The sequence below is a fragment of the Streptomyces sp. NPDC018031 genome (genome assembly GCF_044327625.1).
Taxonomy (GTDB): Bacteria; Actinomycetota; Actinomycetes; order Streptomycetales; family Streptomycetaceae; genus Streptomyces.
The window spans coordinates 80,563-106,719 of record NZ_JBIRFT010000007.1; the positions used below are offsets into that span (position 1 = coordinate 80,563).

The window sequence follows — 26,157 nt, forward strand, 5'->3', positions numbered from 1 at the left end:
CGGGATGCTCGTCCCATGCGACCCGTCCATCTGGCACTCGCCGTGCTCACCGCCGCGGTCTGGGGCGTCAACTTCGTGGTCATCGAGATCGGGCTCGACCACTTCCCGCCGCTCCTGTTCTGCGCGCTGCGGTTCGCCGCCGCCGCCTTCCCCGCCGTCCTCCTCGTCGGCCGCCCCCAGGTGGGGTGGCGGTGGATCCTGGCGGTGGGACTGGTGCTCGGGGTCGCCAAGTTCGGCACCCTCTTCGTCGGCATGGAGCAGGGGATGCCCGCCGGACTCTCCTCGCTGGTGCTCCAGAGCCAGGCGGTCTTCACCGCCCTGATCGCCGCTGTGGCGCTCGGCGAACGCCCGGGCCGGGTCCGGGTGCTGGGCATGGCCGTCGCCCTCGGCGGGATCGCGGTCGCGGCCGTCGACGAGGGCGCCTCCGGGCCGGTGCTCGGCTTCGGACTGTGCCTGCTCGCCGCACTCTGCTGGGGGGTGTCCAACGTGGTCACCCGGCGCGCCGCGCCGCCCGACGCGCTGCGCTTCATGGTGTGGGTGAGCGCGGTGCCGGTGCTGCCCCTGCTGGGCCTGTCGCTGATCTTCGAAGGCCCGGCCGCCGACCGGGCCGCGCTCGCCTCGCTGGACTGGGGCGGCGTGGGTGCCATCCTCTACGTCGCCTGGGCCACCACGCTGCTCGGCTTCGGCATCTGGGGCTTCCTGCTGCGCACCTACGACGCCTCGGCGGTCGCCCCGTTCTCCCTGCTCGTCCCGGTGTTCGGGATGTCCTCGGCGGCGCTGCTGCTGGACGAGCGGGTCAGCCCGCTGCGCTGGCTGGCCGCGGTGCTGCTCGTCGGCGGGGTCGCGCTCACCTCGCTGCCCGGCCTGCGGCGCCGGCCGGGCGGCCTCAGGCCGCGTCGGAGAGCAGCCGCATCAGATGCTCCCGTGCCGGGCCCAGCAGCGGCGGCAGCGGAGCCGCCTGCGGGTACCAGCGCCGCTCGTACTCCCAGCACAGCCAGCCTTCCCAGCCCGCGCGGCTGAGCAGTTCCACCACCTCGCCGATCGGCAGCACCCCCGCGCCCAGCGGCAACGGGGTGCTGTCCTCCGCCGCCGCGATGTCCTTGACCTGCACATAGCCCAGGTGGGAGGCGAGCGCGGCGAAGGTGTCGGCCGGTTCCTCGCCACCCAGCCACGGGTGCATCAGATCCCAGATCGCGCCGGCCTCGACCGGCCCGGCGGCGTCGAGCACCCGGGCCACCGCGGCCCCGGTGCGGTGCGAGTCATGGGTCTCCAGCAGCAGCCGCACCCCGCGCTCGGCGGCGTACGGTCCGGCCACCGCCAGCCGCCGGGCCGCCGCCGCGTCCGCCTCCCCGGGAGGCTGCTCGGCGCCGCCGGGGAAGACCCGCACGAACGGCGCGCCGAGGTCCGCCGCCAGCCCGGTGAGGTCCCGCAGCCCGTCGACCACCGGCTCGTCCGGGCCGGGCCCGGCGACGTGGACGTAACCCGCGACCCCGAGCACCTCCACCCCCGAGGCCCGGAACACCTCGGCGGTCCGCGCCCGTTCGGCGGCGGTCAGGCCCGGGTGCACCGGCTCCTCGGCGTGGGCGCGCAGCTCCACCCCGTGGTAGCCGTGGGCGGTGGCCAGCCCGACCACCTCCGGCACCGGCAGTCCGGGGACCCCGAGCGTGGAAAAGGCCAGCTTCATCGCGTCTCCTCGGGTGGGCGCAAGCGGGGTGTCGCCCGGCGCGCCGGACGGCTGACCGCGGTCGTCGGTCGTCCGGTCGTCGTTCGGCCGGTCCGGCGGTCGTCGGTCGGCCGGGACCGGATCCGGACGACGGACGCCCGGCGGCCCGGCCCGGTGCCGGGTTCCGGAGTCCGCCCCACCGCACCCGGTCGCGGGTGTCGGAGCGCCGGGCGGGGCCCGGTCACCGGACGTTAAGCGGCCGGGTCCGGCCCGGTCAACGGACTCGCCGGGGCGTCAGCCGCCACAGCGACGTCACCTCCGCCGCCCGGGCCGTGTGCAGCGGGTCCGCCGGGTCGAAGGCGCGCGGGTGCCGGGGCCGGGTGTCGTGGCGCCCGGCCACCGCCAGCCCGGCCCGGTCGAACGCGCCGAGCAGCTCGTCCCGGGACCGCAGCCCCAGGCGCTCCGCGAGGTCGGAGATGATCAGCCAGCCCTCGCCCCCCGGTGCCAGACGCTCCGCGAGACCGTCGAGGAACCCGAGGAGCATCCGGCTGCCCGGGTCGTAGACCGCGTACTCCACCGGCGAGCTGGGACGCCCGGGCAGCCACGGCGGGTTGCACACCACCAGGTGCGCCCGGCCGGCCTCCGCCGCCGGATACAGGTCCGCCGCCACCACCTCCACCCGATCCCCGGGGACCAGCCGGTCCAGGTTCTCCCGGGCGCAGGCCAGCGCCCTCGGGTCCTGGTCGGTGGCCACCACCCGGCGCACGCCGCGCCGGGCCAGCACGGCGGCCAGCACCCCGGTCCCGGTGCCGATGTCGAAGGCGGTGTCGGTACCGGCCGGCAGCGGCGCCTCGGCCACCAGGTCCACGTACTCGCCGCGGACCGGGGAGAAGACCCCGTAGCGCGGGTGCACCCGGTCACCGCCGAGTGCCGGGACGGCCACCCCGTTGCGCTGCCATTCGTACGCCCCGATCAGCCCGGTCAGCTCCCGCAGCGACACCACCGAGGGCGCGTCGCCGGGCCCGTACGCCGCGGTGCAGGCCGCCCGTACCTCGGGCGCCCGGCGCAGCGGGATCACGTATCCGGCGTCCAGCGGCACCAGCAGCATGCCGAGCTTCCGGGCGCGTTCGGCCTGCGCCTTGCGGTGCAGGTGGAACGCCTGCCGCGGGTCGCCGGCGGCACCGGCCGCCGGGGCCGCGGGCGGTGTCCGGCGGCGCCGGCGCGGGCCCCGGTCCACCCGCCGGGCCAGTGCCTGGAGCAGGTTGCGGGCCCCGTGGAAGTCGCCGCGCCACAGCAGCCCGGTGCCCTCGCAGACCAGCCGGTAGGCGGTGTCCGCGGGGAGCCGGTCGTCGGCCACCACCAGCCGGGCGGGCGGCGGCGCCCCGCTCTCGGAACGCCAGCGGGCGGTGTGTTCGCCGTCGTCCTCGGTCCAGCTGACGGTCCGCGGGCCGGCGGCGGGGTGCGGCTCGGCCGCGTGGTGCGTGTGGGGGGTGTTCAGTGGGTGCCTCTGTTCATCGGGGGAACGGTCGATCCTTCCCGGTGCGCCCCGTTCACGCCAGCGTGTTTCGGGCGTCCGGGGGCGTGCGTCGGCCGGTCAGCCGGTTCCCGGGGAGTCGGACGGCGGTGCCGTCGACGCGCGTGCCATCAGCTCCGCCCGGACCGTCGCCACGCCGCCGGGCGGCAGCGGTTCGCGGCCCAGTGCCAGCCGCCCCGCCCGGGCGCCCGCCTCGTGCAGCGGCAGCCGGACGGTGGTCAGGGCCGGTACCGCGTCGGCGCTGAACGGCAGGTCGTCGAAGCCGGCCACCGAGACGTCCTGGGGTATGCGCCGGCCCCGGTCGCGGAGGGCGGCGCACACCCCCAGCGCGATGGTGTCGTTGGCGGCCACCACGGCGGTCAGCCCGGGGTCCCGGCGGAGCAGCTCCATGGTGGCGTCGTAGCCCGCAGACCGGTCGTACGGGCCGAACAGGGTGAGCCGGTCGGCGGCGGGGCCGGAGCCGCCGTCCAGCCCCCGCGCGGTCAGCGCGGCGCGGTGGCCTTCCATCCGGTGGCGGGTGGTGGTGCGGTCGGCGGGACCGGCTATGTAGCCGATCCGCCGGTGCCCCAGCGCGAGCAGGTGCTCCGTCAGCCGGCGCGCCCCGCCGCGGTTGTCGAAGGTGAGCGTCACCGCGTCGGGGACCGGGGGGCGCCCGCAGAGCACCACCCGGGTGCCGGCCGCGGCGAGCCGGGAGATCCGGGCCCCGACCGCCGCGGCGTGGCCGGCGTCCTCCACCGCCCCGCCGGTGATGACCACGGCGGCGGCGCGCTGGCGCTGGAGCAGGGTCAGATAGGTGAGTTCGCGGGCCGGTGTGCCACCGGTGCTGCAGATGACCGCCAGCTTCTCGCCGCGGCGCCCCGGCGGTCCGTCGCCGCCCATCTCCGCCTGGACCGCGCCCGCCAGGATGCCGAAGAACGGGTCCGCGATGTCGTTGACGAGCACGCCCACGAGATCGGAGGTGGCGGCCGCGAGAGCGCTTGCCGGGCCGTTCGCCACGTACTCCAGCTCGTCCACCGCGCGCAGCACCCGGGCCCGGGTGGACTCCGCGACCGGGTAGTTGCCGCTCAGCACCCGTGACACGGTGGCCGCCGAGACCCGAGCGCGAGCCGCCACGTCCGCCAGGGTCACTGCCATGCATTCCTCCGTAGATGGACGACGCGTGCGCCGAACCCGCCGGGCGGGGCGGGGTGCCGGCGGGCCGGGCCGACGGCGTACATGGTCTCACCGGACCGGGCGGCGGCACGGTGCTTCCCGGGTTCTCCGGTCGATCCGGCGTCGCCGGGCGGGCGGCCGGCGCCCGTCACCCCGCGGCCCCGGGGCGGCCGGGTCCCCGGGGTAAGCGCTTGCCCACCGGACGGCGCCCGCATGCGGGGGTGCCGGGCCCGTCGGGCCGGTGCGGCGGGCGGGCGCCGGGGGAGCCGGGTCGCGGTACGGCGAACGCCCGGCACGCGGTGGGCGTGCCGGGCGTTCGCCGGGGCGGGTGCGGGGCGGCGGCCGTCCGTGCCGCCCCGGACGCGGGGCCGGTCAGAAGTACGACATGATCCGGCGCGGGGCGTCGATCAGGCGGCTGACCGCCTCCACCGGGAGCGGCGGCTGGTCCGCGTGCTCGCGGTCCAGGTGGTACGCGTAGTAGATCTGCTCCAGGGACGGGGGCCCCACGGCCAGGTTGCGGCGGACCGCACCCGGGCCGTTCTCCTCGCCGGTGCGCACCGCGTACGCGGCCGCCATGGTGCCGGTACGGCCCACGCCCGCGCCGCAGTGGACGAACACCTGACCGTCGGCGCTGCGCACCGCCTCCATGAAGCGGTCCACCTCGGCAGGCTCGGGCGTCTGCCCGTCGCGGATCGGGATGCGCACGACGTCCAGTCCGGCGCGCTCGGGGCCGGCCAGCTGGTGGGCCGACAGGTCCTCGGCCCGGAGGTCGATCACGGTGGTGAACTTCTTGTCCGCGAGCGCCTGGTAACCGGCCGGTGACGGGGCCGAGCCGCGCCACAGGTGCTGCTTGCTGTCCACCGGCTGGAAGTGGTTGATGCCCGTGATCTTGGTGGTGCCGGCCGGTGCCGGGGTCTGGCTGCGCACCAGGTGGGACGCGGCCAGGATGCCCAGCGCGCCGACGGCCCACAGGGCCAGGTAGCCGATGGCCAGGAAGCCGAGGACGCGCAGGGCGAGCCGCAGGCGGCTGCGGCGGGCGGGGGTGTCGGGGGAGTCGCCGGGGGCGAAGGGGGAGCGGCGGTTACGCCTCAGGAGGGGCGGGAGAACTGCCATGAAGTGGGACCCGGGGGGCTCGGGGACAAGACGCCGTGCCGTGGTGATGCACGGAAATGCGATATTAGCCCGAATTCTTACCCTGGGAAGTGACGCAGATCTCCTTGGCGCCCTCGACCGGGGTCGGCGCCCTCGCTCGGCGCCTCGCCAAGGTGGCGGCGAATCTTGATCGCATTTCTCCACAATGGCTTGATTCGCCAGTATCTGTCCGGATTTTCCGGGGGTGAGGCTTGGCGCGGCGGCGTCTGCCCGCCGATCGCCCCCGGAGACGCCGGAGTGACGAGCGTCTCAGTGGGTCAGTCGTTCTCCGGGTCGGTCTGGCCGATGCTGACCACCTGGAAGTGGGTGCGGTCCACGGAGGTGTCCTCCAGGCAGCCGCGCAGCCGCATCCGGTCGTGTCCGGTGAGCGCGGGATGCACCACCCCCGCGTACAGCCCGTCGTCCAGTTCTCCGAGCATGGCGTTGTCCAGCAGCCTGGACGTGGAGTCGCGGCAGCGCTCCCACAGCTGGTGGGCCGCGAGATCCGCCCGGACCGGGGGCTCCCCGTCCCGGAGCACCACCTTCACCAGCACCGTGGTCGCCGCCGCCTTGGTCTCCCGCTCGGGGCGGGTCTGGGTCAGGTCGGCGAGCCCCACGATCCCGGCGGCCAGCAGGGCCAGCACGGCCAGCGTGATGCCGCCGACCGTCCAGGGACCGCGCCCGCGCCCCAGCGCCGGCCGGTCCTCCAGCTCCGGCCCACCGTCGCCGGCGTCCAGCGGCGGTGACATCAGCGGCGCCAGCCGGCCGGCCAGCCGCCGGTCGGCGTGCGGACGGACGGTGGACTCGGCGATCCGCTGGACCACCCAGGCCAGCCCGGAGAGCAGCACCCCGGTGACCATCAGTACCGGCACGAACACATGGGTGCGGTCGACCCTCGGGTCGGCCGGCTCGGCCGGCTCGTCCAGCCAGCGGAAGCGCGGCCGTCCGGGGCCCGTGGAGAGCCCCTCGGCCGGCTGCCGCAGCCGCGCCAGCACCTCCGCCCGCCGCCGCTCGTCGGCCTGCCGCCGTTCGTCGTCCAGCCGCCGGTCCAGGTGCCGCTCCAGGCGCGAGACCCGGCCGAGCACCGCCAGACCCAGCAGCAGCACCTCCACCACGAGGAGCAGCACGCCGCACAGGATCGCCCGCTGCCACTGCCACCGGTAGAGGTAGATCACCACGTACGAGGCCGCGCCGAACGCGGCGGCCCCGCCGAACAGGTACGCCAGGTACTTCATCGGTCCACCTCCCGCTCCCCGCGCGCGGGGCGGCCGCCACCGGGGTGGTCACCGTTCGGGTGGTCGCCGTTCGGGTGGTGGCCACGGTGACGGTCTCCACCGGGGTGATCGCCGCCCGGGCGGTCGCCAGCGGGGTGGTCGCCGTTCGGGTGGGCACCGTGTGACGGCGCGCCGTCCCGGCGGGCCGCTGCCGGACGGGCCCCGTCGGGCCGCCCGCGGACGGCGGGTGCGGCGTCCGCCCGGGTACCGGTACCGCCGGCGCCGGGCCCCGCCGGACCGCCGGGGCGGCCGTCCGGCGGCCGGTCGCCGTCCGCTCCGACGGCGGCCGCTCCGCCGTCCCCGGCCGTCCGCCCACCGGTGCCGTGCGGCGTGATCTCGCCGGTGGTGCCGTCCAGGATCAGCCGGGAGCCCGGCGGGAACCGCCGTACGGCGTCCGCGACCCCGACCACCGCCGGCAGCCGGAACTCCCGGGCCAGCACCGCCAGGTGGGACAGCGGGCTGCCGTTCTGCGCGACCAGCCCGGCCACCGCGGGCAGCAGCGGGGCGAGGGCCGGATCCAGGTTCCGGACCACCAGCACCGCGTCCGCCGGCCGGGGCCCACTGCCGTCCCAGGCGACCCCGGCGGCCCGCCCGGCGGAGACCCCCCGGGGGGCGGACGCGTCCGGCCGGAGCGGGGAGCGCTCGGGCACCACCTGGCCGTCCGCCAGCCGGAAGGCGTCCGGCAGCGGCGCCGAGGGCGCGCGGGCCGGCCGCTCGCCGAGGTCGGCGGGGAGCGGCTGGTGACGCAGCGCGGCCACCAGTTCGGGCCAGCGCAGCAGCGCCATCCGCTCCCGCTCGGTCAGCGCGCCGCGGGCGGCCAGCCGCCGGGCCGTCTCCCGGACCAGCCGCGCCTGCAACTCCTGCACCCAGCGGATGCGCAGCCGCAGCCCCTCCCGGACCGGCAGGGCGGCCACTCCGGAGCCCACCTCCGCCGGGCCGCCGGAGAACCGGTCCGGCGTCCCGGCCGGCAACCGGGGCGGAGCGGTCACGCTGGGCGGCACCAGCGCCAGCACGGCCGGCGCGGTGGCGATGATCCGGGCGTCGGGCAGCCCCGCCTCCCGCCCCTCCAGCAGCGCGCCCAGCGCCTCCCCGGCCGCCGTGCCGCCCCGTTCGCCGTCCAGCAGCGCGCCCGCCAGTGCTTCCTGGGCGTGCAGGGCGACCAGCACGGCCCGGCCCCAGCGCAGCAGCGCGAGCAGCTCCGAGCGGTCCAGGTCGCCCGCCGCCGGTGTCTCGGCGAGCCGCCGGTCCACGTCGGCCAGCAGGTCCACGGCGAGCCCCGGCAGTACCGAGCGGAGCCTGCCCACCCGCCAGGCGGCGGACAGCTTGCGGGCGCCGGGCAGCGGGTTGAGCACGGACAGGAAGCGGTGCCGCTGCGGTACCGCGCCGAGCAGCCGCAGGTCGGCGGCCGGGCGCCCGCCGACCGTGGTGACCACCGGGGTGCGGTGCAGCCGGCGGCGCGGCACCGTCGCCGCGATGTCCAGGGCGGCGGCCAGCCCGCGGGCCATCGGCACCACCCACAGGTCCTCCTCCAGCGGCCGCAGGGTGTCCGGCAGCGTCTCCGCGACCGGACCCGGGCCCAGCAGCCGGGCGCCGCGCGGCGGGCGGGCCGCCATCGCGGTGATCGGGCGGCTCTGCAGCAGCCACAGCGCGCCGTCGCGGCCGAAGGCGAACTCGATGTCCTGCGGGCCGTCGAACAGCTGCCGGGCGTGCCGGGCCAGCCGGGCCAGCCGGCGCAGCTCGGCCCGGCCGAGCAGCCGGTCCCCGGCGCGTTCCGTGGGCTCGGTGCGCAGGCACCGGCCGGACCGGGTGACGTGGTAGTTCGTGCCCGACTGCGCCCCGCTGACCAGGGTGTCCGGGCCGCCGCGGACCACGCTCACCAGCATCCGGTCGTCCCGGCCCTCGACGGGGTCGGCGCCGAACAGCACTCCGCCGCGGTGTGCCGGGAGCATCACCTGGACCAGCACCGCCATGGCGGCGGGGGCCCCGGGAGCCCGCCGGGCGGACTCCAGCACGGTGGCCACCGCCTCCCGGAACGCCCGGCGTCCCCGGACGTCGAGGACGGAGGCGAACCGCCCCGCCATGGAGGACTCCCCGGTGTCCTCCTGGGACGAGGAGGAGCGGACCACCAGCGGGCGGGTGCCGTCGGCGGACAGCTCGCGCCAGGCGCGTTCGACCGCCGGGGAGGCCGGATCGGTTCCGTGGGGGATGACGAAGCCGGGCAGCACGGGCAGCCCGGCGCGGGCGGCGCGCGCCAGATGAGCGGCCTTCGCGCCCGTGGCGGCCTGTCGCTGGGCGTCGGGGTGGTCCAGCGGGACGGTCTCGGGCGCTCGTTCCTCGATCGCGGTCATGCACAGCTCCCCGTTTCCAGCCGCCAACAGGGGGGACGCGCGGGACTTGCCCTACGCCTGACAGCGGGACACAGGACGGGAGGCGGATCCGGGCCGGCCGGAGGTGCGGCGGCCGAAGTCGCCACCCGTTGAAAATGTTCGCACTCCGTTCGCCGTGAGACCAGGTCACCTCTGGTTTCCGGCCATCACACCGAGTCGACCGGGCGGGCCGCCGGCCTGACACCGGGTGATCCCGGAATCACCGGCTGGAACCGTGCAACCCTTTCGCCCCCTGGCGGGTCGTAGGGGGCGTCAGGCTTTCCGGGAGGGGATCCGGGGGGATTTCGATGGAAAGCCGCAGGGGGAGGGGAAAGGGGGCGACACGAGGGGCCCGGTCCGGTACCGGGCCCCTCGAAGCGTGTGGGGCCTCCGCGGGGGTATGTCACAAATAGGCAAAAGATGCCTGTTATCGGTCACCCAGGGGTGGAAGCGGTGGGTTCACCGTGCCCACCGGGCCCACCCGGCCCACCCAGTTCACCGGGGCCCACCCGGCTCTCCCGGTTCATCGGGCCCACCCGGCTCACCCGCCGCACCGGAATCACCCGCTTCCCCCGGCGGCCCGCGGCCACCGCCCCGCCCGCCGCGCGCCCGCCCGGCCCGCCCGCCCCGCGCCCGCTCGCCCGGCCCGCCTGCCGCGCGCCCGCTCGCCCGGCCCGTCCCGCCCGCCCCGCGCTCGCGCTGCCCCCGCCGCCCGGCCGCGCCCCGTTCCGCGTCCGCGCCCCGCCGTGCCCCGCCGCCTCAGTGGTCCGCCAGCTCCCTGGCGGTCGGGTAGGACTCCTGGGCCCCGGTGCGGGTCACCGCCGCCGCGCCCACCCGCACCGCGAACCGCACCGCCGGCTCCAGCCCGTCACCCGCCGCCAGCCGCAGGCAGAGCGCCCCGGTGAACGCATCGCCGGCGCCCGTGGTGTCCACCGCGGCCACCCGCGGGCTCGGTACCCGAACCGCGCCCCGTCCGTCGGCGGCCAGCGCGCCCGCCGCGCCCAGGGTCACCACCACCGCCCGCGGTCCGCGCGCCAGCAGGGCCCGTGCCCAGTCCTCCGGCCGGTCCCGCCCGGCCGCCGGGTCGCCGGCCAGCAGCACCCGCGCCTCGTGCTCGTTGACCACCAGCACGTCGCAGGCGGCCGCCACCCCGGCCGGCAGCGCGGCCGGCGGCGAGGGGTTGAGCACCAGCCGGGTGCCGGGCCGCACCGTGCGCGCCACCTCCTCGACCGTCTCCAGCGGGATCTCCAGCTGCACCGACACCACCCGGGCCGGGGCGAGCAGCCCGCGGGCGGCCCGCACGTCGGCGGGCGTCAGCCGGGCGTTGGCGCCGGGCGCGACCACGATGCTGTTGTCGCCCGACGGGTCCACCGTGATCAGGGCGGTGCCGGTCGGCGCCCCGCCCACCAGCACACCGGAGGTGCCGACCCCCGCCGCGCACAGGGCGTCCAGCAGCAGCCGGCCGTGCGGGTCGTCACCGACCCGGGCCAGCAGCGCGGTGCGGCCGCCCAGGCGGGCGGCGGCGACCGCCTGGTTGGCGCCCTTGCCCCCCGGGTGGATGGCCAGGTCGGAGCCGAGCACGGTCTCCCCGGGCCCCGGCCGGCGCTCCACACCGACCACCAGGTCGGCGTTGGCCGACCCCACCACCACGATCGCCGCGCCGCCGCCGTGGCCGTCGCCGTCGCCGTCGTCCCGCCCCGTACCGGCCGGTGCCCCCGGTGCCGATTCCGTCATCGGACACGTCCTCTCCCGTCGGTCCGCACCCGGCCGCCCTCCCGGCCGACCGGCCGGACGCCCGCGCCCCGGCCCCGGTCCGACCGCCCGGAAAGGGTGTCGGACCCCGGCGGTACCGTCGGACCATGCTCAAACTCGCGGTCGTGGAGGGGGTCCTGGAGCGGATCACCTACGCCAATGAGGAGAACGGCTACACCGTCGCCCGGGTCGACACCGGCCGCGGCGCCGGTGACCTGCTCACCGTCGTCGGGTCGCTGCTCGGCGCGCAGCCGGGCGAGTCACTGCGCATGGAGGGCCGCTGGGGCTCCCACCCGCAGTACGGCAAGCAGTTCACCGTGGAGAACTACACCACCGTCCTCCCCGCCACGGTCCAGGGCATCCGCCGCTATCTGGGTTCGGGTCTGATCAAGGGCATCGGGCCGCGCATCGCCGACCGGATCACCGAGCACTTCGGCGTCGACACCCTCGAGGTGATCGAGCGGGAGCCGGAGCGGCTGGTCGAGGTACCGGGCCTGGGCCCCAAGCGGACCCGGATGATCGGCGCGGCCTGGGAGGAGCAGAAGGCCATCAAGGAGGTCATGGTCTTCCTCCAGGGCGTCGGGGTCTCCACCTCCATCGCGGTGCGGATCTACAAGAAGTACGGCGACGCCTCCATCTCGGTGGTGAGGAACCAGCCCTACCGGCTCGCCGCCGACGTGTGGGGCATCGGCTTCCTCACCGCGGACAAGATCGCCCAGTCGGTGGGCATCCCGCACGACAGCCCGGAGCGGGTGAAGGCCGGCCTGCAGTACGCGCTCTCCCAGTCCACCGACAACGGCCACTGCTACCTGCCGGAGGAGCGGCTGATCGCGGACGCCGTGAAGCTCCTCCAGGTCGACACCGGGCTGGTCATCGACTGCCTGGGCGAGCTGGCGGAGGACCCCGAGGGCGTGGTCCGCGAGACGGTGCCCGCGCCCGAGGGCGGCGACCCGGTGACCGCGGTCTACCTGCTGCCGTTCCACCGCGCCGAGGTGTCGCTCGCCGGGCAGCTGCTGCGGCTGCTGCGCGGGACGGAGGACCGGATGCCGGCCTTCCAGGACGTCGACTGGGACAAGGCGCTGAGCTGGCTGGCCACCCGCACCGGCGCGGACCTGGCGCCCGAGCAGCGGGACGCGGTACGGCTGGCGCTGACGCAGAAGGTCGCCGTGCTCACCGGCGGGCCGGGCTGCGGCAAGTCCTTCACGGTGCGTTCCGTGGTGGAGCTCGCCCGCGCCAAGAAGGCCAGGGTGGTGCTGGCGGCGCCGACCGGCCGGGCCGCCAAGCGGCTGGCCGAGCTGACCGGCGCCGAGGCGTCCACCGTGCACCGGCTGCTGGAGCTGAAGCCGGGCGGGGACGCGGCGTACGACCGGGACCGCCCGCTCGACGCCGACCTGGTGGTGGTGGACGAGGCGTCCATGCTCGACCTGCTGCTGGCGAACAAGCTGGTCAAGGCGGTACCGCCGGGCGCGCACCTGCTGCTGGTGGGCGATGTGGACCAGCTGCCGTCGGTGGGGGCGGGCGAGGTGCTGCGGGATCTGCTGGCCGACGGCGGGCCGGTGCCGGCGGTGCGGCTGACCCGGATCTTCCGGCAGGCCCAGCAGTCCGGCGTGGTCACCAACGCGCACCGCATCAACTCCGGGGTGCCGCCGCTCACCCAGGGCCTGTCCGACTTCTTCCTCTTCGTCGAGGAGGACACCGAGGAGGCCGGGCGGCTGACGGTGGACGTGGCGGCCCGCCGGATCCCCGCGAAGTTCGGCCTCGACCCCCGCCGGGACGTCCAGGTGCTCGCGCCGATGCACCGCGGCCCGGCCGGGGCCGGTGCGCTCAACGGGCTGCTCCAGCAGGCCATCACCCCGGCCCGGCCGGATCTGCCGGAGCGGCGGTTCGGTGGGCGGGTCTTCCGCGTCGGCGACAAAGTCACCCAGATCAGGAACAATTACGAAAAGGGCACCAACGGGGTGTTCAACGGCACGGTGGGTGTGGTCACCGCCCTCGACAACGACGAGCAGCGGCTGGTCGTGCGTACCGACGAGGACGAGGAGGTGCCGTACGACTTCGACGAGCTGGACGAGCTGGCGCACGCCTACGCGGTGACCATCCACCGCTCGCAGGGCAGCGAGTATCCGGCGGTGGTGGTTCCGGTGACCACCGGGGCTTGGATGATGCTCCAGCGCAATCTGCTCTACACCGCCGTCACCCGGGCGAAGCGGCTCGTGGTGCTCGTCGGTTCGCGGCGGGCGCTCGGGCAGGCGGTGCGGACGGTTTCCGCGGGGCGTCGCTGCACGGCGCTCGACCACCGGATCGGCGGCGGCGGTGCGCGGACCGCATCGGGTGACGGCCAGCGTGTCGCAAGGGTTTGCGAACAGTGACGAAGGGGGCAGTATGGGCATGATGGCGGCACTGAGTGCCGTTGATCTACCCTTCGGCCGACCCCGAGTGCACGTTCCTCGTCCAAATGGGGGAAGGTAGGGGGAGTCAGGGCACCTCGAGGAAGAGAACCAGACGTCGGTGAGGGATGACGTGAGCGACAACTCTGTAGTACTGCGGTACGGGGACGGCGAATACACCTACCCGGTGGTCGACAGCACTGTCGGCGACAAGGGCTTCGATATCGGCAAGCTCCGCGCCCAGACCGGTCTGGTGACCCTGGACTCGGGATACGGCAACACCGCCGCGTACAAATCCGCGATCACCTACCTGGATGGTGAAGCGGGCATTCTGCGTTACCGGGGCTACCCGATCGAGCAGCTGGCCGAGCGCAGCACCTTCCTGGAGACGGCGTTCCTGCTGATCAACGGTGAGCTGCCGACCGTCGACGAGCTCGCGCATTTCCGCGAGGAGATCACGACGCACACGCTGCTGCACGAGGACGTCAAGCGCTTCTACGACGGCTTCCCGCGTGACGCGCACCCGATGGCGATGCTGTCCTCCGTGGTCAGCGCGCTGTCGACGTTCTACCAGGACAGCCACAACCCGTTCGACGAGAAGCAGCGCCACCTGTCGACCGTCCGGCTGCTGGCCAAGCTGCCGACCATCGCGGCGTACGCGTACAAGAAGTCGGTCGGCCACCCGATCGTCTACCCGCGCAACGACCTCGGTTATGTGGAGAACTTCCTCCGGATGACCTTCTCGGTGCCCGCCGCGGAGTACAGCCTCGACCCGGTCGTGGTCAGCGCCCTGGACAAGCTGCTGATCCTGCACGCCGACCACGAGCAGAACTGTTCGACCTCGACGGTCCGGCTGGTCGGTTCCTCGCAGGCGAACATGTTCGCCTCCATCTCCGCGGGCATCAGCGCCCTGTGGGGCCCGCTGCACGGTGGCGCCAACCAGAGCGTGCTGGAGATGCTGGAGGGCATCCAGGCCACCGGCGGTGACGTCGACTCCTTCATCCGCAAGGTGAAGAACAAGGAAGACGGCGTGAAGCTCATGGGCTTCGGGCACCGCGTCTACAAGAACTTCGACCCCCGGGCGAAGATCATCAAGTCGGCGGCGCACGATGTCCTCTCCGCCCTCGGCAAGAGCGACGAGCTGCTGGACATCGCGCTCAAGCTGGAGGAGCACGCGCTGGCCGACGACTACTTCGTCGAGCGCAAGCTCTACCCGAACGTGGACTTCTACACCGGTCTGATCTACCGGGCCATGGGCTTCCCGACCGAGATGTTCACCGTGCTCTTCGCGCTCGGCCGGCTGCCCGGCTGGATCGCCCAGTGGCACGAGATGATCAAGGAGCCGGGTTCCCGCATCGGCCGCCCGCGCCAGATCTACACCGGCGTCGTCGAGCGCGACTTCGTCCCGGTCGAGCAGCGCTGACGGCAGGCGCCCGCGACCGGCGGGCGCCGTCGCCCGCGGACATGAAAGCGCCCCGCTTCCGATCCCCCCACGGGTCGGAAAGCGGGGCGCTTCCGTTTCCCGGTGCGGATTCCCCCCACGGGATCCGGCCGGGCGTTCACAGGTGGTACTCCGCGACCTGCCGGGACGCGTACGTACGGGAGGGCCGCTCAAAGCTCCCCGGGTACGTGCCCCGGCCACGCGTGGCCGGCAACGTCCCCCAAGACGAGCCAGCCGCAGGGTTAGACTCCCCACCCCTGCCAATGGTTACGTTCTTCTGAGTGTGATCTGCGTCTCTTGCCATATGGGCACGTAAAAGGGCAAGAGCCTCGATCTGGAGATCGAGGCTCAGGCGTATGGGTGTTGTGCGGCTTATGGGGGTCGAGTGAAGCTTTGCGGATCATGTGAAGACCCGCGGCCGCACAACCCGTGCTGCCGGGCGGTGTCCGGCCGCCCTGCCCGGAGCGGGTCAGGCGCGACCGGTGAGCTCGTAGCCGGCCTCGTCGACGGCCGCGCGCACGGCCTCGTCGTCCAGCGGGGCGGCGGAGACCACGGTGACCCGGCCGGTGGCGGCGGTGGCCGTCACCGAGCTGACGCCGGCGATGGCGGAGATCTCCTGGGAGATCGCCCCCTCGCAGTGACCGCAGGTCATGCCGGTCACCTGGTAGACGGTGGTCACGGCGCCCGCTTCGGCGCCGGTCGACGCGCCGGTGCCGCAGGAGCCGTCGGGGGTGCAGCAGGAACCGGACTTCGCCTCGGTGGTCATGTGGCTTCTCCTGGATGAGTGGGTACGCGCTGGTCCGCCGGTTCCGCGGGGTTCCCGCGGGCTCCGACACTCCGAACTATATACCCCTCGGGGGTATCTCGCACCCCTGCTCCGGTCTCCGTCGCGGGCGGGTGCTCAGTCCCGGGACCGATTGCCCGGGCGGCGTGCCACCCAGGCCCTGATCGTGTCCGCGTACCAGTAGGGCTTGCCGCCCTGTACCAGGTCGGGCGGTGGCAGGTGGCCGTGCTTGCGATAGGACCGCACGGTGTCGGTCTGGACGCCGATGTGCGCGGCGATCTCCCGGTAGGACCACAGCCGTCCCCGTTCGGTCATCTCGTCCGCCTTCCTGCAAGGCGTCGCGGCCTGCGCCCGGGGGAGCCGGAAGCGAGGGCCGGACGCGTCCACTGTTGATCACAGCCTGTGCCCGGTCGGTGGCAGGCCGGGGCCGGGAGCGGTGGGTTGTCGAGCGACTGTGACGGAAATTCCGTAGGAACGTGATGTTGGTGACGAAGAGGTGAAGTGCGGCCCGCCCCGTAAGCGGCGGGACGGGACGGACGGGGCCGGTGCGTACGTATGGGGCGGGAGTGCCGCGGCCGGCGGGGGCACCGGGCGCCGCCGGGGCCGGGCGCCCGGGCGGGCGACTGCGGCGGGGCGGGCGGGTGCGCCGCGGCGTGCCGGTGTGGCGGGGCGTGCCGGTGTGGCGGGCCGGGGCGAGCGTCCGGCCGGGTCCCCGCCGGCGCCCCCGGGCGCGTCCGAGCGGTCGGCGCGGGGGCGCCACGGCCGGGGCGCCCTGGTCGGGCCGGCGAAGCCCGGAAGGGGGTCAGGGGCGGAGGAAGAAGGGCCAGGGGCGGCGGGCAGGGCCGTTGCGGCGGAAGTTCCAGGGGCAGGGGCGGGGGCGGCGGACGGACGGGGCGGGGGTGGTGGGCGGACCGGGGCGCCGGGGGACGGTCGGGGGGCGGCCGGGAGGGCTAGGGGCGGTAGAGGGCGGGACGCTCGACCAGTTCCACGGCCACCCGTTCACCGGTGGCCTGGGCCCGCACCCCCGCCTCGCAGACCGCGGCGGCCGCGTACCCGTCCCAGGCGCTCGGCCCCTCCACGGTGCCGCGCAGGGTGGCGTCCACCCATGCCTGCACCTGCCGGTCGTACGCCTCCCGGAAGCGGACCGTGAAGTCCTGGGCGATCTCGCCGCCCCAGCGTCCGGCCTGGTTGACCAGCATGCCGTGTGCGTCACCGACCCGGGCGGTGCCTCGCTCGCAGACCGCCTCCGCCTGCACCTGGTAGCCGAAACCGCAGGTGGCGAAGATCTCCACGTCCACCAGGACGCCGCCGTCGGTCTCGAAGACCACCAGTTGCGGGTCGCCGATGCCCGCCGGGGCGTGCCCGCTGGGTCGCGGGCGGAGCACGGTCACCGAGGTGATCTCCTGCTCCAGCAGCCAGCGCGTCTGGTCCATCTCGTGCACCACCGAGTCGTTGATCAGCATCTGCTCGGTGAAGAAGGACGGCACCGAGGCGTTGCGGTGCCGGCAGTGCAGCAGCAGCGGGCGGCCCAGCCCGCCCCCTGCCAGCAGCGCCTTCAGCCGGCCGAACTCGGGGTCGTAGCGGCGCATGAACCCCACCTGCACGCGCCGGTGCCCCAGCCGCTGCTCGGCCTCCAGTACCCGCAGGGCGGAGGCCGCGTCCGGGGTGAGCGGCTTCTCGCAGAGCACCGGCAGATCGCGCCGGAACGCCTCCAGCAGGGCCGCCTCGTGGGCCGGCCCGGGGCTGGCCACCAGCACCGCGTCCACCTCGGCGGAGGCCATGGCGGCGGCCGGGTCGGTGTACGCCGCGCAGCCCCCGACGGACCGCGCCACCGCCTCGACCCGCTCGGCGTCGACGTCCACCACGGCCGCGACCCGCGCCCCGCTGGTCACTTCGTGGATGCGGCGCACATGGTCGGCGCCCATCCGGCCGGTTCCGACGACCGCGACGCCGAGCGTGCCCTGCTGCGCCATGGGGTGTGCCTCCTCGTGGTTCGCGGTGTCCCGCTGTGGTTCCCGGCGGCCCGGACCGCCGGTCTCAGACGCCGCAGCCGCGCAGGAAGCGGCGGGTGCGCCGGGCGATCGGGAACGGCTGGTCGGGCGGGCAGGGGTACATGTCCTGCTCGACGATGGCGAACAGGTCGATGTCCAGCCCCCGGGCGGCGGTCAGCACCGGCTCCAGCGCCGGGATGCCGCCCGGCGGCTCGCACATGACCCCCTGCCGGACGGCGGGCCCGAACGGCACCCGGTCCCGGACCACCGCGGCCAGGATCTCCGGATCCACCTGCTTGAGGTGGAGGTAGCCGATGCGCTCGCCGTAGGTTTCGATGAGCCGGACGCTGTCGCCGCCGCAGTAGGCGTAGTGCCCGGTGTCCAGGCAGAGGCCGACCAGGTCCGGGTCGGTGGCGTCCAGGAACCGGGCGACGTTCTCCTCGGTGTCGATGTGGGTGTCGGCGTGCGGGTGGACGACGATCCCCAGCCCGAACTCCTCACGCACCGCACGCCCCAGCCGCTCCGTGCCGGCGGCCAGGTCCCGCCACTGACCGGCGGTCAGCCGCGGACTCTCGATCAGCTCGGCGGTCTTGTCGTCGCGCCAGAAGGACGGGATCACCACCAGGTGCCGCGCGCCCATCGCCTGGGTGAGGGCGGCGACCCGGCGGACCTGCCGCCAGGTGTCCTCCCAGACCGCGGGGCCCCGGTGCAGCGCGGTGAAGACGGTCCCCGCCGACACCGCGAGTCCGCGCCGCGCGGTCTCCTCGGCGAGCCGGACCGGGTCGGTCGGCAGATAGCCGTACGGGCCCAGCTCGATCCACTCGTAGCCCGCCTCGGCGACCTCGTCGAGGAACCGCCGCCAGGGCACCTGCCGGGGATCGTCGGGGAACCACACCCCCCAGGAGTCGGGGGCGGAGCCGACCCGGATGCGGCCGGCGGCGGTGGATTCGGGGGAGGCGGCGGCAGTCATGGACGCGGGGCTCCTCTCGCCGGTCTTACCGGCAGCTTCACCGCCCGGACCGGTGGCCGTCAAGGCCAGGTCAGGACATACGGACGTATGGTCAGCTGACGGCGCGTCGGGGTGGCGGCCGACGATCGACCGGATTTTGTCATGACGGCATGACGGCATGACGGCATGACGGCATGACGGCATGACGTGACGCGTGACGCGTGACGTGATGGCGTGACGTCCGGACGTGCGGGCGCGAGCGGGCGCCGCGCGGCCGGGCCCGGAGCCGTCCGGTCCTGACGTCAGTATGTAAGGACAATCCTTGACAGTGGGTCGCGCGCGCGTCTAGACCTGAGGTGCCGGGCCGGGCCCCGGGCCGGACCGGCCCGTGTCCCCGGGCCGGGTCCGGGTCCGTGGTCCTCCACGAAGGGGCGCATATGAGCGAGCCGTACGACCTGATCACGATGGGCCGCATCGGAGTGGACATCTACCCCCTCCAGACCGGCGTCCCGCTGTCCCGGGTCGAGACGTTCGGGAAGTTCCTCGGCGGCTCGGCGACCAACGTCGCGGTGGCCGCCGCCCGGCTGGGCCGCCGTACCGCCGTCATCACCCGCACCGGGGCGGACCCGTTCGGCGACTACCTCCACCAGGCTCTGGGCGAGTTCGGCGTGGACGACCGCTGGGTCACCCCGGTGCCCGCGTACCCCACCCCGGTGACCTTCTGTGAGATCTTCCCGCCGGACGACTTCCCGCTCTACTTCTACCGGCAGCCCAAGGCACCGGACCTGGAGATCCACCCGGACGAGCTCGACCTGGACGCCGTCCGGGCCGCCCGGATCTTCTGGATGACCGGCACCGGGCTGTGCGAGGAGCCCAGCCGGACCAGCACGCTGGCCGCCCTGGCGGCCCGCGGCGCCGCGCCGGCCCCGCCCCGGCCGGAAGCCGCCCCCGCGTCCGGTACCGGGGACCGGTCCCCGGCGCACCCGGCGGGGCCGCCCGCCACCGTCCGGCACACCGTGTTCGACCTCGACTGGCGCCCGATGTTCTGGCGCGACCCGGACCAGGCCCGGCCGCACTACGCCCGGGCGCTGCGACACGCCACGGTGGCCGTGGGCAACCTTGACGAGTGCGAGATCGCCACCGGGCTCCGCGAACCGGCCGCCTGTGCGCGGGCCCTGCTGGACGCGGGGGTGGAGCTCGCGGTGGTCAAACAGGGCCCCAAGGGGGTGTTCGCCGCCCACCGGGACGGCGGCACCGCCGAAGTGCCGCCGGTCGAGGTGGACGTGGTCAACGGGCTGGGCGCGGGCGACGCCTTCGGTGGCGCGCTCTGCCACGGGCTGCTCGCCGGCTGGGAACTGGAGCGCACCCTGCGGTACGCGAACGCGGCGGGCGCCATCGTCGCCGGGCGGCTGGCCTGCTCCTCCGCCATGCCCACCGCGGCGGAGGTGGCGGAGCTGCTCGGACCGGGCTGACCGCGCTGCCGCCCGCCGGCCCGGAAGCCCGGGCACCGGCCCCGGACACGGCCCCGACGCCCGAAAGCCCGGGCACCGGCCCCCGGACTCGGCCCCGACGCCCGAGAGCCCGGACACCGGCCCCCGGACGCCGGAGAGCCGGAACACCGGGGAGAGCCGGAACACCGAGGAGTCCGGACACGGCCCCGGAAGCCCGGGTACCCGGAAGCCCGGACACCGGGAACCCGCCCGACGCCACACGCCAGGAGCGACCTTGAGCATCGACATCGCCGACCTCGCCGGGGTGCGCGCCCGGCACCCCGGGGCCATCGCGGAGGCGGCCGCGCGCCGGGTCCGCCGCCCGCTCATGGGCCCCGGCGGACAGCTGCTGATCATCGCGGCCGACCATCCGGCCCGCGGCGTGCTGTCCGCCGGGGACCGGCGGCTGGCCATGGCGAGCCGCGCCGACCTGCTGGACCGGCTGTGCCGCGCCCTGGCCCGCCCGGGCGTGGACGGCGTCCTCGGCACCGCCGACATCCTGGACGACCTGCTCCTCCTCGGCGCCCTCGACGGCAAGGTGGTGATGGGATCGATGAACCGCGGCGGGCTCGCCGGCGCCGCCTTCGAACTCGACGACCGGTTCACCGGGCACCGCCCCCAGGACCTCGCCCGGCTCCGCTTCGACGCCGGCAAGCTGCTGCTGCGCATCGACTACCAGGACCCCGGCTCGCTCACCACCATGGTCTCCGCCGCCCGGGCGATCGACGAGATGGCAGCCCGTGAACTGCCGGTCTTCGTGGAACCCTTCATCACCCGCCGGGTGGACGGCAGGGTCGTCAACGACCTCGGCGCGGAGGCGGTCACCCGCTCGGTGGCCGTCGCCTCCGGGCTCGCCGGCACCTCCGCGTACACCTGGCTCAAGCTCCCGGTCACCGAGGACCCCGAGGACATGGCCGCGGTGCTGGAGACCTCCACCCTGCCCACGGTGCTGCTCGGCGGCGACACCGGCAGCTCCGCGCGCGAACAGCGGGGCGTCTACGACCGGTGGCGTGCGGCGCTCGGGCTGCCCACCGTCCACGGCCTGGTGGCCGGGCGCTCCCTGCTCTACCCGGCGGAGGGCACCGTGGAATCCGCCGTGGACACCGCCGTCGGCCTGCTCCGGGCGGCTGAGCGGCCCGCACCCGGGAAGACTCACACCGTGACCGCCACGACCCCAGACACCGCCGAGCCCGGCGAACCCGCGCAGCGCGCCCGGCGGACCGGCACCACCGGTACCGTCGGCACCACCGGCATCAACAGCGCCACGGAGCACACCAGCACCGCCGAGCCCACCGGCGCCAACAGCCCCACAGAGCCCAATGGCACCAACAGCCCCACGAATCCCACTGGCATCACCGAGCCCAGCGGCGCCGTCGGCACCAGGGAGCGCGCCGGGACCACCGCCGCGTCCGCCACCGCCGAGGCGCCCGGGCCCGCCGGAACCACCGGAACGACGGGAACGGCCGGAACCACCGGAACCACCGGAACCACTGGAACCACCGCAACCACCGGAAGCGGTCACCGGCGCGCGTTCCACCTGGCGGCCGGACAGGCGGCGAACGGGCCGTACGACGTGGACGTCGACCCCGCGCGGGCCGGCTGGGAGCACTCCTCGCTGCGTGTCCTGACGCTCCCGCCGCACGGTTCGCACACCTTCCCCACCGGGGACAGCGAATGGATCGTGCTCCCGCTGAGCGGCGGCTGCACCGTACGGGTGGCCGACCTGACCTTCGCACTCCACGGCCGCCCGGACGTCTTCAGCCAGGTGACGGACTTCGCGTACCTGCCGCGCGACAGCCGGGCGCTGATCTCCAGCGAGGCCGGCGGCCGGTTCGCGCTCGCCGGGGCCCGCTGCGAACGGGCCCTCCCGGCCCGCTACGGGCCGGCCGCCGGTGTGCCCGTCGAACTCCGCGGCACCGGAAGCTGCTCCCGCCAGGTGAACAACTTCGCGTCCGCCCCCGCCGGGGACGGCGCGGCGCCCGGCGGGTTCGCCTGCGACAGGCTCATCGCGGTGGAGGTCCTCACCCCCGGCGGCAACTGGTCCTCCTACCCGCCGCACAAGCACGACGAGTCCCGACCCGGCGAGGAGTCCGAACTGGAGGAGATCTACTACTTCGAGATCGCCGCCGCGCACGGCACCCCCGGACTGGGCTACCAGCGCGTCTCCCCGTCCGGGCGCGGCCGGGGCACCGACGTCCTCGCCGAGGTCCGGACCGGCGACACGGTGCTCATCCCCGACGGCTGGCACGGCCCGTCCATCGCCGCCCCCGGGCATGCCATGTACTACCTCAACGTCATGGCCGGGCCGGGACCGGAACGCCGGTGGCTGATCCGCGACCACCCCGACCACGCCTGGATCCGCGACACCTGGCCCGACCAGCCGACCGACCCCCGCCTGCCGCTGTACACCGCCCCCGCCGCCCCGCCCGCACCCACCGGAGACGCGCGATGACCGCCACCGACGCCCGCGCGGCCGCCGCGCCCCACGGCGCGACGACCGCGCCCGAACCGACCGCCGGGCCGACCCGGCGGCTGACCGTCGCCCAGGCCCTGGTGGAGTTCCTCGGCCACCAGTACACCGAGCGCGACGGCACCCGGCGCCGGCTGATCACCGCCTGCTGGGGGATCTTCGGCCACGGCAACGTGGCGGGCCTCGGGCAGGCCCTGCTGGAATCCGGGCCCGGGACCCTCCCGTTCCTCCAGGGCCGCAACGAACAGGCCATGGTGCACGCCGCCGTCGGCTACGCCCGGCAGTGCGACCGGCTCTCCGCCCAGGCCGTCACCACCTCCATCGGCCCCGGCGCCACCAACCTCACCACCGGCGCGGCGCTCGCCACCGTCAACCGCCTGCCGGTCCTGCTGCTGCCCGGCGACACCTTCGCCACCCGGCCCGCCGACCCGGTGCTCCAGCAGCTGGAGGTGCCGTACGCCGGCGACGTCTCGGTCAACGACTGCCTGCGCCCGGTCTCCCGCTACTTCGACCGGATCACCCGCCCGGAGGCCCTGATCCCCGCCGCCCTCCAGGCCATGCGGGTGCTCACCGACCCGGTCGACACCGGGGCGGTGACCCTCGCCCTGCCGCAGGACGTGCAGGCCGAGGCGTTCGACTGGCCGGCGGAGTTCTTCGCCGACCGGGTCTGGCGGGTCCGCCGGCCCGCCCCGGACCCGGCCGCGCTCGCCGACGCGGCGCGCGCCGTCCGCGCCGCGCGCCGCCCGCTCATCGTGGCCGGCGGCGGCGTGCACCACAGCGAGGCGGAGAACGCACTGAAGGCGCTGGTGGACGCCACCGGCATCCCGGTCGCGTCCACCCAGGCCGGCAAGGGCTCGCTGCGCCACGACCACCCGGCGGACGTCGGCGGCATCGGCCACACCGGCACCGCGGTCGCCGACGACCTGGCCCGCACCGCCGACCTGGTCCTCGGCGTCGGCACCCGCTTCACCGACTTCACCACCGCCTCGGCGACCCTGTTCGCCGACCCGGAGGTGCGGTTCGTCCACCTCAACGTCGCCGCGTTCGACGCCCACAAGCTCGCCGCGCTGCCCCTGGTCGCGGACGCCCGCGCCGGGCTGGAGGCGCTCACCGGGGCGCTGGCCGGACACCGGGTGGACGCCGCGTACGAAGCCGGGTACACCCGGGGCAAGGAGCGCTGGGAAGGCCTGGTGGACGCGGCCCACGCGGTGCCCGACCCGGCCGCGCGACCCAGCCAGACCCAGGTCCTCGGCGCCCTGGACGCGGTCGTCGGCGACCAGGACGTGATCATCAACGCGGCCGGGTCGCTCCCCGGCGACCTGCACAAGCTCTGGCGCACCCGCTCCCGGCGCCAGTACCACCTGGAGTACGGCTACTCCTGCATGGGCTACGAGATCCCCGCCGCCATCGGGGTGAAGCTCGCCGCCCCCGACCGCCCGGTGTGGGCGCTGGTCGGCGACGGTACGTATCTGATGATGCCCACCGAGATCGTCACCGCCGTCCAGGAGGGCATCGGCATCACCGTCGTCATCCTGCAGAACCACGGCTACGCCTCCATCGGCGGGCTCTCCGCACAGACCGGCGGCGAACGCTTCGGCACCGCCTACCGGTACCGGGCCGCCGACGGCGGCTACACCGGGGAGCCGCTGCCGGTGGACCTGGCGGCCAACGCCGCGTCCCTCGGAATGGAGGTCATCCGGGTCACCACGGCCGGCGCGCTGCCCGCCGCGCTCGCCGCGGCGCGTGACGCCCGGCACCCCACATGTGTCCATGTGGAGGTCGAAACAGCCGACACAGTGCCGGGCGCGCCCGCCGCTCAGGCGTGGTGGGATGTGCCCGTCGCCCAGACCGCGACCCGCCCGGCGGCCGTCGCGGCGCGCGAGGAGTACGAACGGCGGGCCGCCGCCCGCCGCCGCCACCTCTAGCGCCGCGCCCGGCCGCGTCCACCGCCCGTCCCGCACCCCCGTCGAGAGAGGCCCGCACATGAAGACCATCGACCACTGGATCGACGGCAAGGCCGTCGAGGGCGCGTCCGGCGCGTACGGGCCGGTCTACAACCCCGCCACCGGCGCCCAGGACACCCGGGTCGCCCTCGCCGCCACGGACGAGGTGGACCGGGCGGTGGCCGCCGCCAAGGAGGCGTACCGCAGCTGGGGCACCGTCTCGCTGGCCAAGCGCACCGCGATCCTCTACAAGTACCGCGAACTGCTGGACGCGCACCGGGACGAGATCGCCGCGCTGATCACCGCCGAGCACGGCAAGGTCCACTCCGACGCGCTGGGCGAGGTGGCCCGCGGTCTGGAGATCGTGGAGCTGGCCTGCGGCATCACGCACAAGCTCAAGGGCGAGCTGTCCACCGAGGTCTCCAGCGGCGTCGACGTCGCCTCGATCCGCCAGCCGCTGGGCGTGGTGGCCGGCATCACCCCGTTCAACTTCCCCGCCATGGTGCCGCTGTGGATGTTCCCGGTCGCCATCGCCTGCGGCAACACCTTCGTGCTCAAGCCCAGCGAGAAGGACCCCTCGGCCGCCTTCCGGCTCGCCGAACTCGCCGCCGAGGCCGGGCTGCCGGACGGCGTCCTGAACGTCGTCAACGGTGACAAGGTCGCGGTGGACCGCCTCCTGGAGCACCCGGACGTGGCCGCCGTCAGCTTCGTGGGCTCCACCCCGATCGCCAAGTACATCCAGACCCGGGCGGTCGAGCACGGCAAGCGCGTCCAGGCGCTGGGCGGCGCCAAGAACCACATGCTGGTGCTGCCCGACGCCGACCTGGACGTGGCCGCCGACAACGCCATCAACGCGGCCTACGGGTCGGCCGGCGAGCGCTGCATGGCCGTCTCCGTCGTCGTCGCCGTCGGCGAGATCGGCGACGACCTGGTGAAGAAGATCGCCGACCGGGCCACCGCCCTCCGCATCGGTCCGGGCACCGACCCGTCCTCCGAGATGGGCCCGCTGATCACCCGCGAGCACCGCGACAAGGTCGCCTCCTACGTCCACGGGGCCGCCGCCCAGGGCGCGGAGGTCGTCGTCGACGGCACCGGCTACACCGTCGCGGACCACCCGGACGGCTTCTTCATCGGCGTCTCGCTGCTCGACAGGGTCCCGGTGACCGCCGACGCCTACCGCGACGAGATCTTCGGCCCGGTGCTCTGCGTCGTCCGCGCCGAGACCTACGAAGAGGCCATCGAGCTGATCAACAGCTCCAAGTGGGGCAACGGCACGGCCATCTTCACCCGCGACGGCGGCGCCGCCCGCCGCTTCCAGCTGGAGGTGGAGGCGGGCATGGTCGGCGTCAACGTGCCCATCCCGGTGCCGGTCGGCTACCACTCCTTCGGCGGCTGGAAGGACTCGCTCTTCGGCGACCACCACATCTACGGCAACGACGGCGTGCACTTCTACACCCGCGGCAAGGTCGTCACCACCCGCTGGCCCGACCCCAGCGACGGCGGCATCAACCTGGGCTTCCCGCGCAACCACTGACCCACCCCCGACGGCCCCCTCTCCCCCCGGGGGCCGGGAACCCCCGCCGACATCGGCCCGGCGGGGGTTCCGCCATGCCGGGCGCCGCATGCCCCGGCACGGGAAGCCGCTCACCCCTCCGGACACGGGTGGCCGGGCCGCACCCGGTGCGGGCACGCGCGAGGTGGACCTCCTGTGCTGTCCCTCGGCGTCCCGGCTCGTCCGGGACGCCCGAGGGGACTGCGAAGGGCCCTTGGGGGGCCCACCTGCTCCGGCCGCCCGGTCCGCCAGGACATGCGGTGGCCGGGGCAGGGTCC

At 75.0% G+C, this 26,157-nt stretch carries 17 protein-coding genes and 2 pseudogenes; 8 read left to right on the forward strand and 11 right to left on the reverse strand.

Translation table 11 applies throughout. From position 1 onward, the window contains the following. Nucleotides 1–15: 15 nt before the first annotated feature. Nucleotides 16–843: pseudogene (locus ACH4B3_RS18385) on the forward strand (EamA family transporter); the annotation flags it as partial. A gap of 43 nt (nt 844–886) precedes the next feature. Here the strand turns inward: ACH4B3_RS18385 and ACH4B3_RS18390 are convergent. The 7 genes from ACH4B3_RS18390 to ACH4B3_RS18420 form a co-directional block, all read right to left on the reverse strand. Beyond that, nucleotides 887–1,684: a sugar phosphate isomerase/epimerase family protein gene (locus tag ACH4B3_RS18390; RefSeq protein WP_398463908.1), complete on the reverse strand. Its 798-nt coding sequence runs from the start codon at nt 1,682–1,684 to the stop codon at nt 887–889. Between the two features lie 253 nt (nt 1,685–1,937). Continuing rightward, nucleotides 1,938–3,161: a methyltransferase gene (locus ACH4B3_RS18395; protein ID WP_398464162.1), complete on the reverse strand. Its 1,224-nt coding sequence runs from the start codon at nt 3,159–3,161 to the stop codon at nt 1,938–1,940. A 96-nt stretch (nt 3,162–3,257) separates the two neighbouring features. Next, on the reverse strand, nt 3,258–4,331 hold the full coding sequence (locus ACH4B3_RS18400; protein WP_398463909.1) for a LacI family DNA-binding transcriptional regulator: 1,074 nt from the start codon (nt 4,329–4,331) through the stop codon (nt 3,258–3,260). A gap of 390 nt (nt 4,332–4,721) precedes the next feature. Further along, nucleotides 4,722–5,462 (reverse strand): dual specificity protein phosphatase family protein, encoded by a 741-nt coding sequence (locus ACH4B3_RS18405; RefSeq protein ID WP_398463910.1) that lies wholly within the window; start codon nt 5,460–5,462, stop codon nt 4,722–4,724. 296 nt (nt 5,463–5,758) lie between these two features. After that, nucleotides 5,759–6,715 carry a hypothetical protein gene (locus ACH4B3_RS18410; RefSeq protein WP_398463911.1) on the reverse strand — a complete coding sequence of 319 codons (957 nt, stop codon included), beginning with the start codon at nt 6,713–6,715 and terminating at the stop codon, nt 5,759–5,761. Further along, nucleotides 6,712–9,102 carry a PEP/pyruvate-binding domain-containing protein gene (locus tag ACH4B3_RS18415; protein WP_398463912.1) on the reverse strand — a complete coding sequence of 797 codons (2,391 nt, stop codon included), beginning with the start codon at nt 9,100–9,102 and terminating at the stop codon, nt 6,712–6,714. Before ACH4B3_RS18415 ends, ACH4B3_RS18410 begins: the two co-directional genes overlap by 4 nt. Nucleotides 9,103–9,879: 777 nt before the next feature. Next, nucleotides 9,880–10,854 (reverse strand): ribokinase, encoded by a 975-nt coding sequence (locus ACH4B3_RS18420; RefSeq protein ID WP_398463913.1) that lies wholly within the window; start codon nt 10,852–10,854, stop codon nt 9,880–9,882. A 125-nt stretch (nt 10,855–10,979) separates the two neighbouring features. On the opposite strand from ACH4B3_RS18420, the gene ACH4B3_RS18425 reads away from it, so the two are divergent. Together ACH4B3_RS18425 and ACH4B3_RS18430 are read left to right on the forward strand one after the other, a co-directional pair. Next, entirely contained in the window at nt 10,980–13,241 is a 2,262-nt protein-coding gene (locus ACH4B3_RS18425; RefSeq protein WP_398463914.1) for an ATP-dependent RecD-like DNA helicase, read from the forward strand. A gap of 151 nt (nt 13,242–13,392) precedes the next feature. After that, a complete protein-coding gene (locus tag ACH4B3_RS18430) occupies nt 13,393–14,682 on the forward strand; it encodes a citrate synthase (RefSeq protein WP_398463915.1) in 1,290 nt (429 codons plus the stop codon). Nucleotides 14,683–15,169: 487 nt separating this feature from the next. On the opposite strand, the gene ACH4B3_RS18435 is transcribed toward ACH4B3_RS18430, so the two are convergent. The 4 genes from ACH4B3_RS18435 to ACH4B3_RS18450 all read right to left on the reverse strand — a co-directional run bounded on the left by ACH4B3_RS18435 (nt 15,170) and on the right by ACH4B3_RS18450 (nt 18,445). Further along, nucleotides 15,170–15,466 carry a heavy-metal-associated domain-containing protein gene (locus ACH4B3_RS18435; RefSeq protein WP_398463916.1) on the reverse strand — a complete coding sequence of 99 codons (297 nt, stop codon included), beginning with the start codon at nt 15,464–15,466 and terminating at the stop codon, nt 15,170–15,172. Nucleotides 15,467–15,601: 135 nt separating this feature from the next. Beyond that, nucleotides 15,602–15,799 (reverse strand): helix-turn-helix transcriptional regulator, encoded by a 198-nt coding sequence (locus tag ACH4B3_RS18440; protein ID WP_398463917.1) that lies wholly within the window; start codon nt 15,797–15,799, stop codon nt 15,602–15,604. A gap of 635 nt (nt 15,800–16,434) precedes the next feature. Beyond that, nucleotides 16,435–17,457 carry a Gfo/Idh/MocA family protein gene (locus tag ACH4B3_RS18445; protein WP_398463918.1) on the reverse strand — a complete coding sequence of 341 codons (1,023 nt, stop codon included), beginning with the start codon at nt 17,455–17,457 and terminating at the stop codon, nt 16,435–16,437. Between the two features lie 64 nt (nt 17,458–17,521). Then, complete coding sequence (locus ACH4B3_RS18450) at nt 17,522–18,445, reverse strand: sugar phosphate isomerase/epimerase family protein (protein WP_398463919.1); 924 nt, start codon at nt 18,443–18,445, stop codon at nt 17,522–17,524. Nucleotides 18,446–18,861: 416 nt separating this feature from the next. Between ACH4B3_RS18450 and iolC the strand changes: the two genes are divergently transcribed. The 5 genes and pseudogenes from iolC to ACH4B3_RS18475 all read left to right on the forward strand — a co-directional run bounded on the left by iolC (nt 18,862) and on the right by ACH4B3_RS18475 (nt 25,861). Further along, complete coding sequence (gene iolC, locus ACH4B3_RS18455) at nt 18,862–19,896, forward strand: 5-dehydro-2-deoxygluconokinase (RefSeq protein WP_398463920.1); 1,035 nt, start codon at nt 18,862–18,864, stop codon at nt 19,894–19,896. A 253-nt stretch (nt 19,897–20,149) separates the two neighbouring features. Then, nucleotides 20,150–21,034, forward strand: a pseudogene (locus ACH4B3_RS18460) (deoxyribose-phosphate aldolase); the annotation flags it as partial. Between the two features lie 417 nt (nt 21,035–21,451). Next, nucleotides 21,452–22,366, forward strand: a complete 915-nt coding sequence (gene iolB / locus ACH4B3_RS18465) for a 5-deoxy-glucuronate isomerase (protein WP_398464164.1) — start codon at nt 21,452–21,454, stop codon at nt 22,364–22,366. Further along, nucleotides 22,363–24,309 carry a 3D-(3,5/4)-trihydroxycyclohexane-1,2-dione acylhydrolase (decyclizing) gene (gene iolD, locus ACH4B3_RS18470; protein ID WP_398463921.1) on the forward strand — a complete coding sequence of 649 codons (1,947 nt, stop codon included), beginning with the start codon at nt 22,363–22,365 and terminating at the stop codon, nt 24,307–24,309. The genes iolB and iolD overlap by 4 nt, the downstream gene beginning before the upstream one ends. 58 nt (nt 24,310–24,367) lie before the next feature. Continuing rightward, complete coding sequence (locus tag ACH4B3_RS18475; RefSeq protein ID WP_398463922.1) at nt 24,368–25,861, forward strand: CoA-acylating methylmalonate-semialdehyde dehydrogenase; 1,494 nt, start codon at nt 24,368–24,370, stop codon at nt 25,859–25,861. The last annotated feature ends 296 nt before the right edge of the window (nt 25,862–26,157 follow it).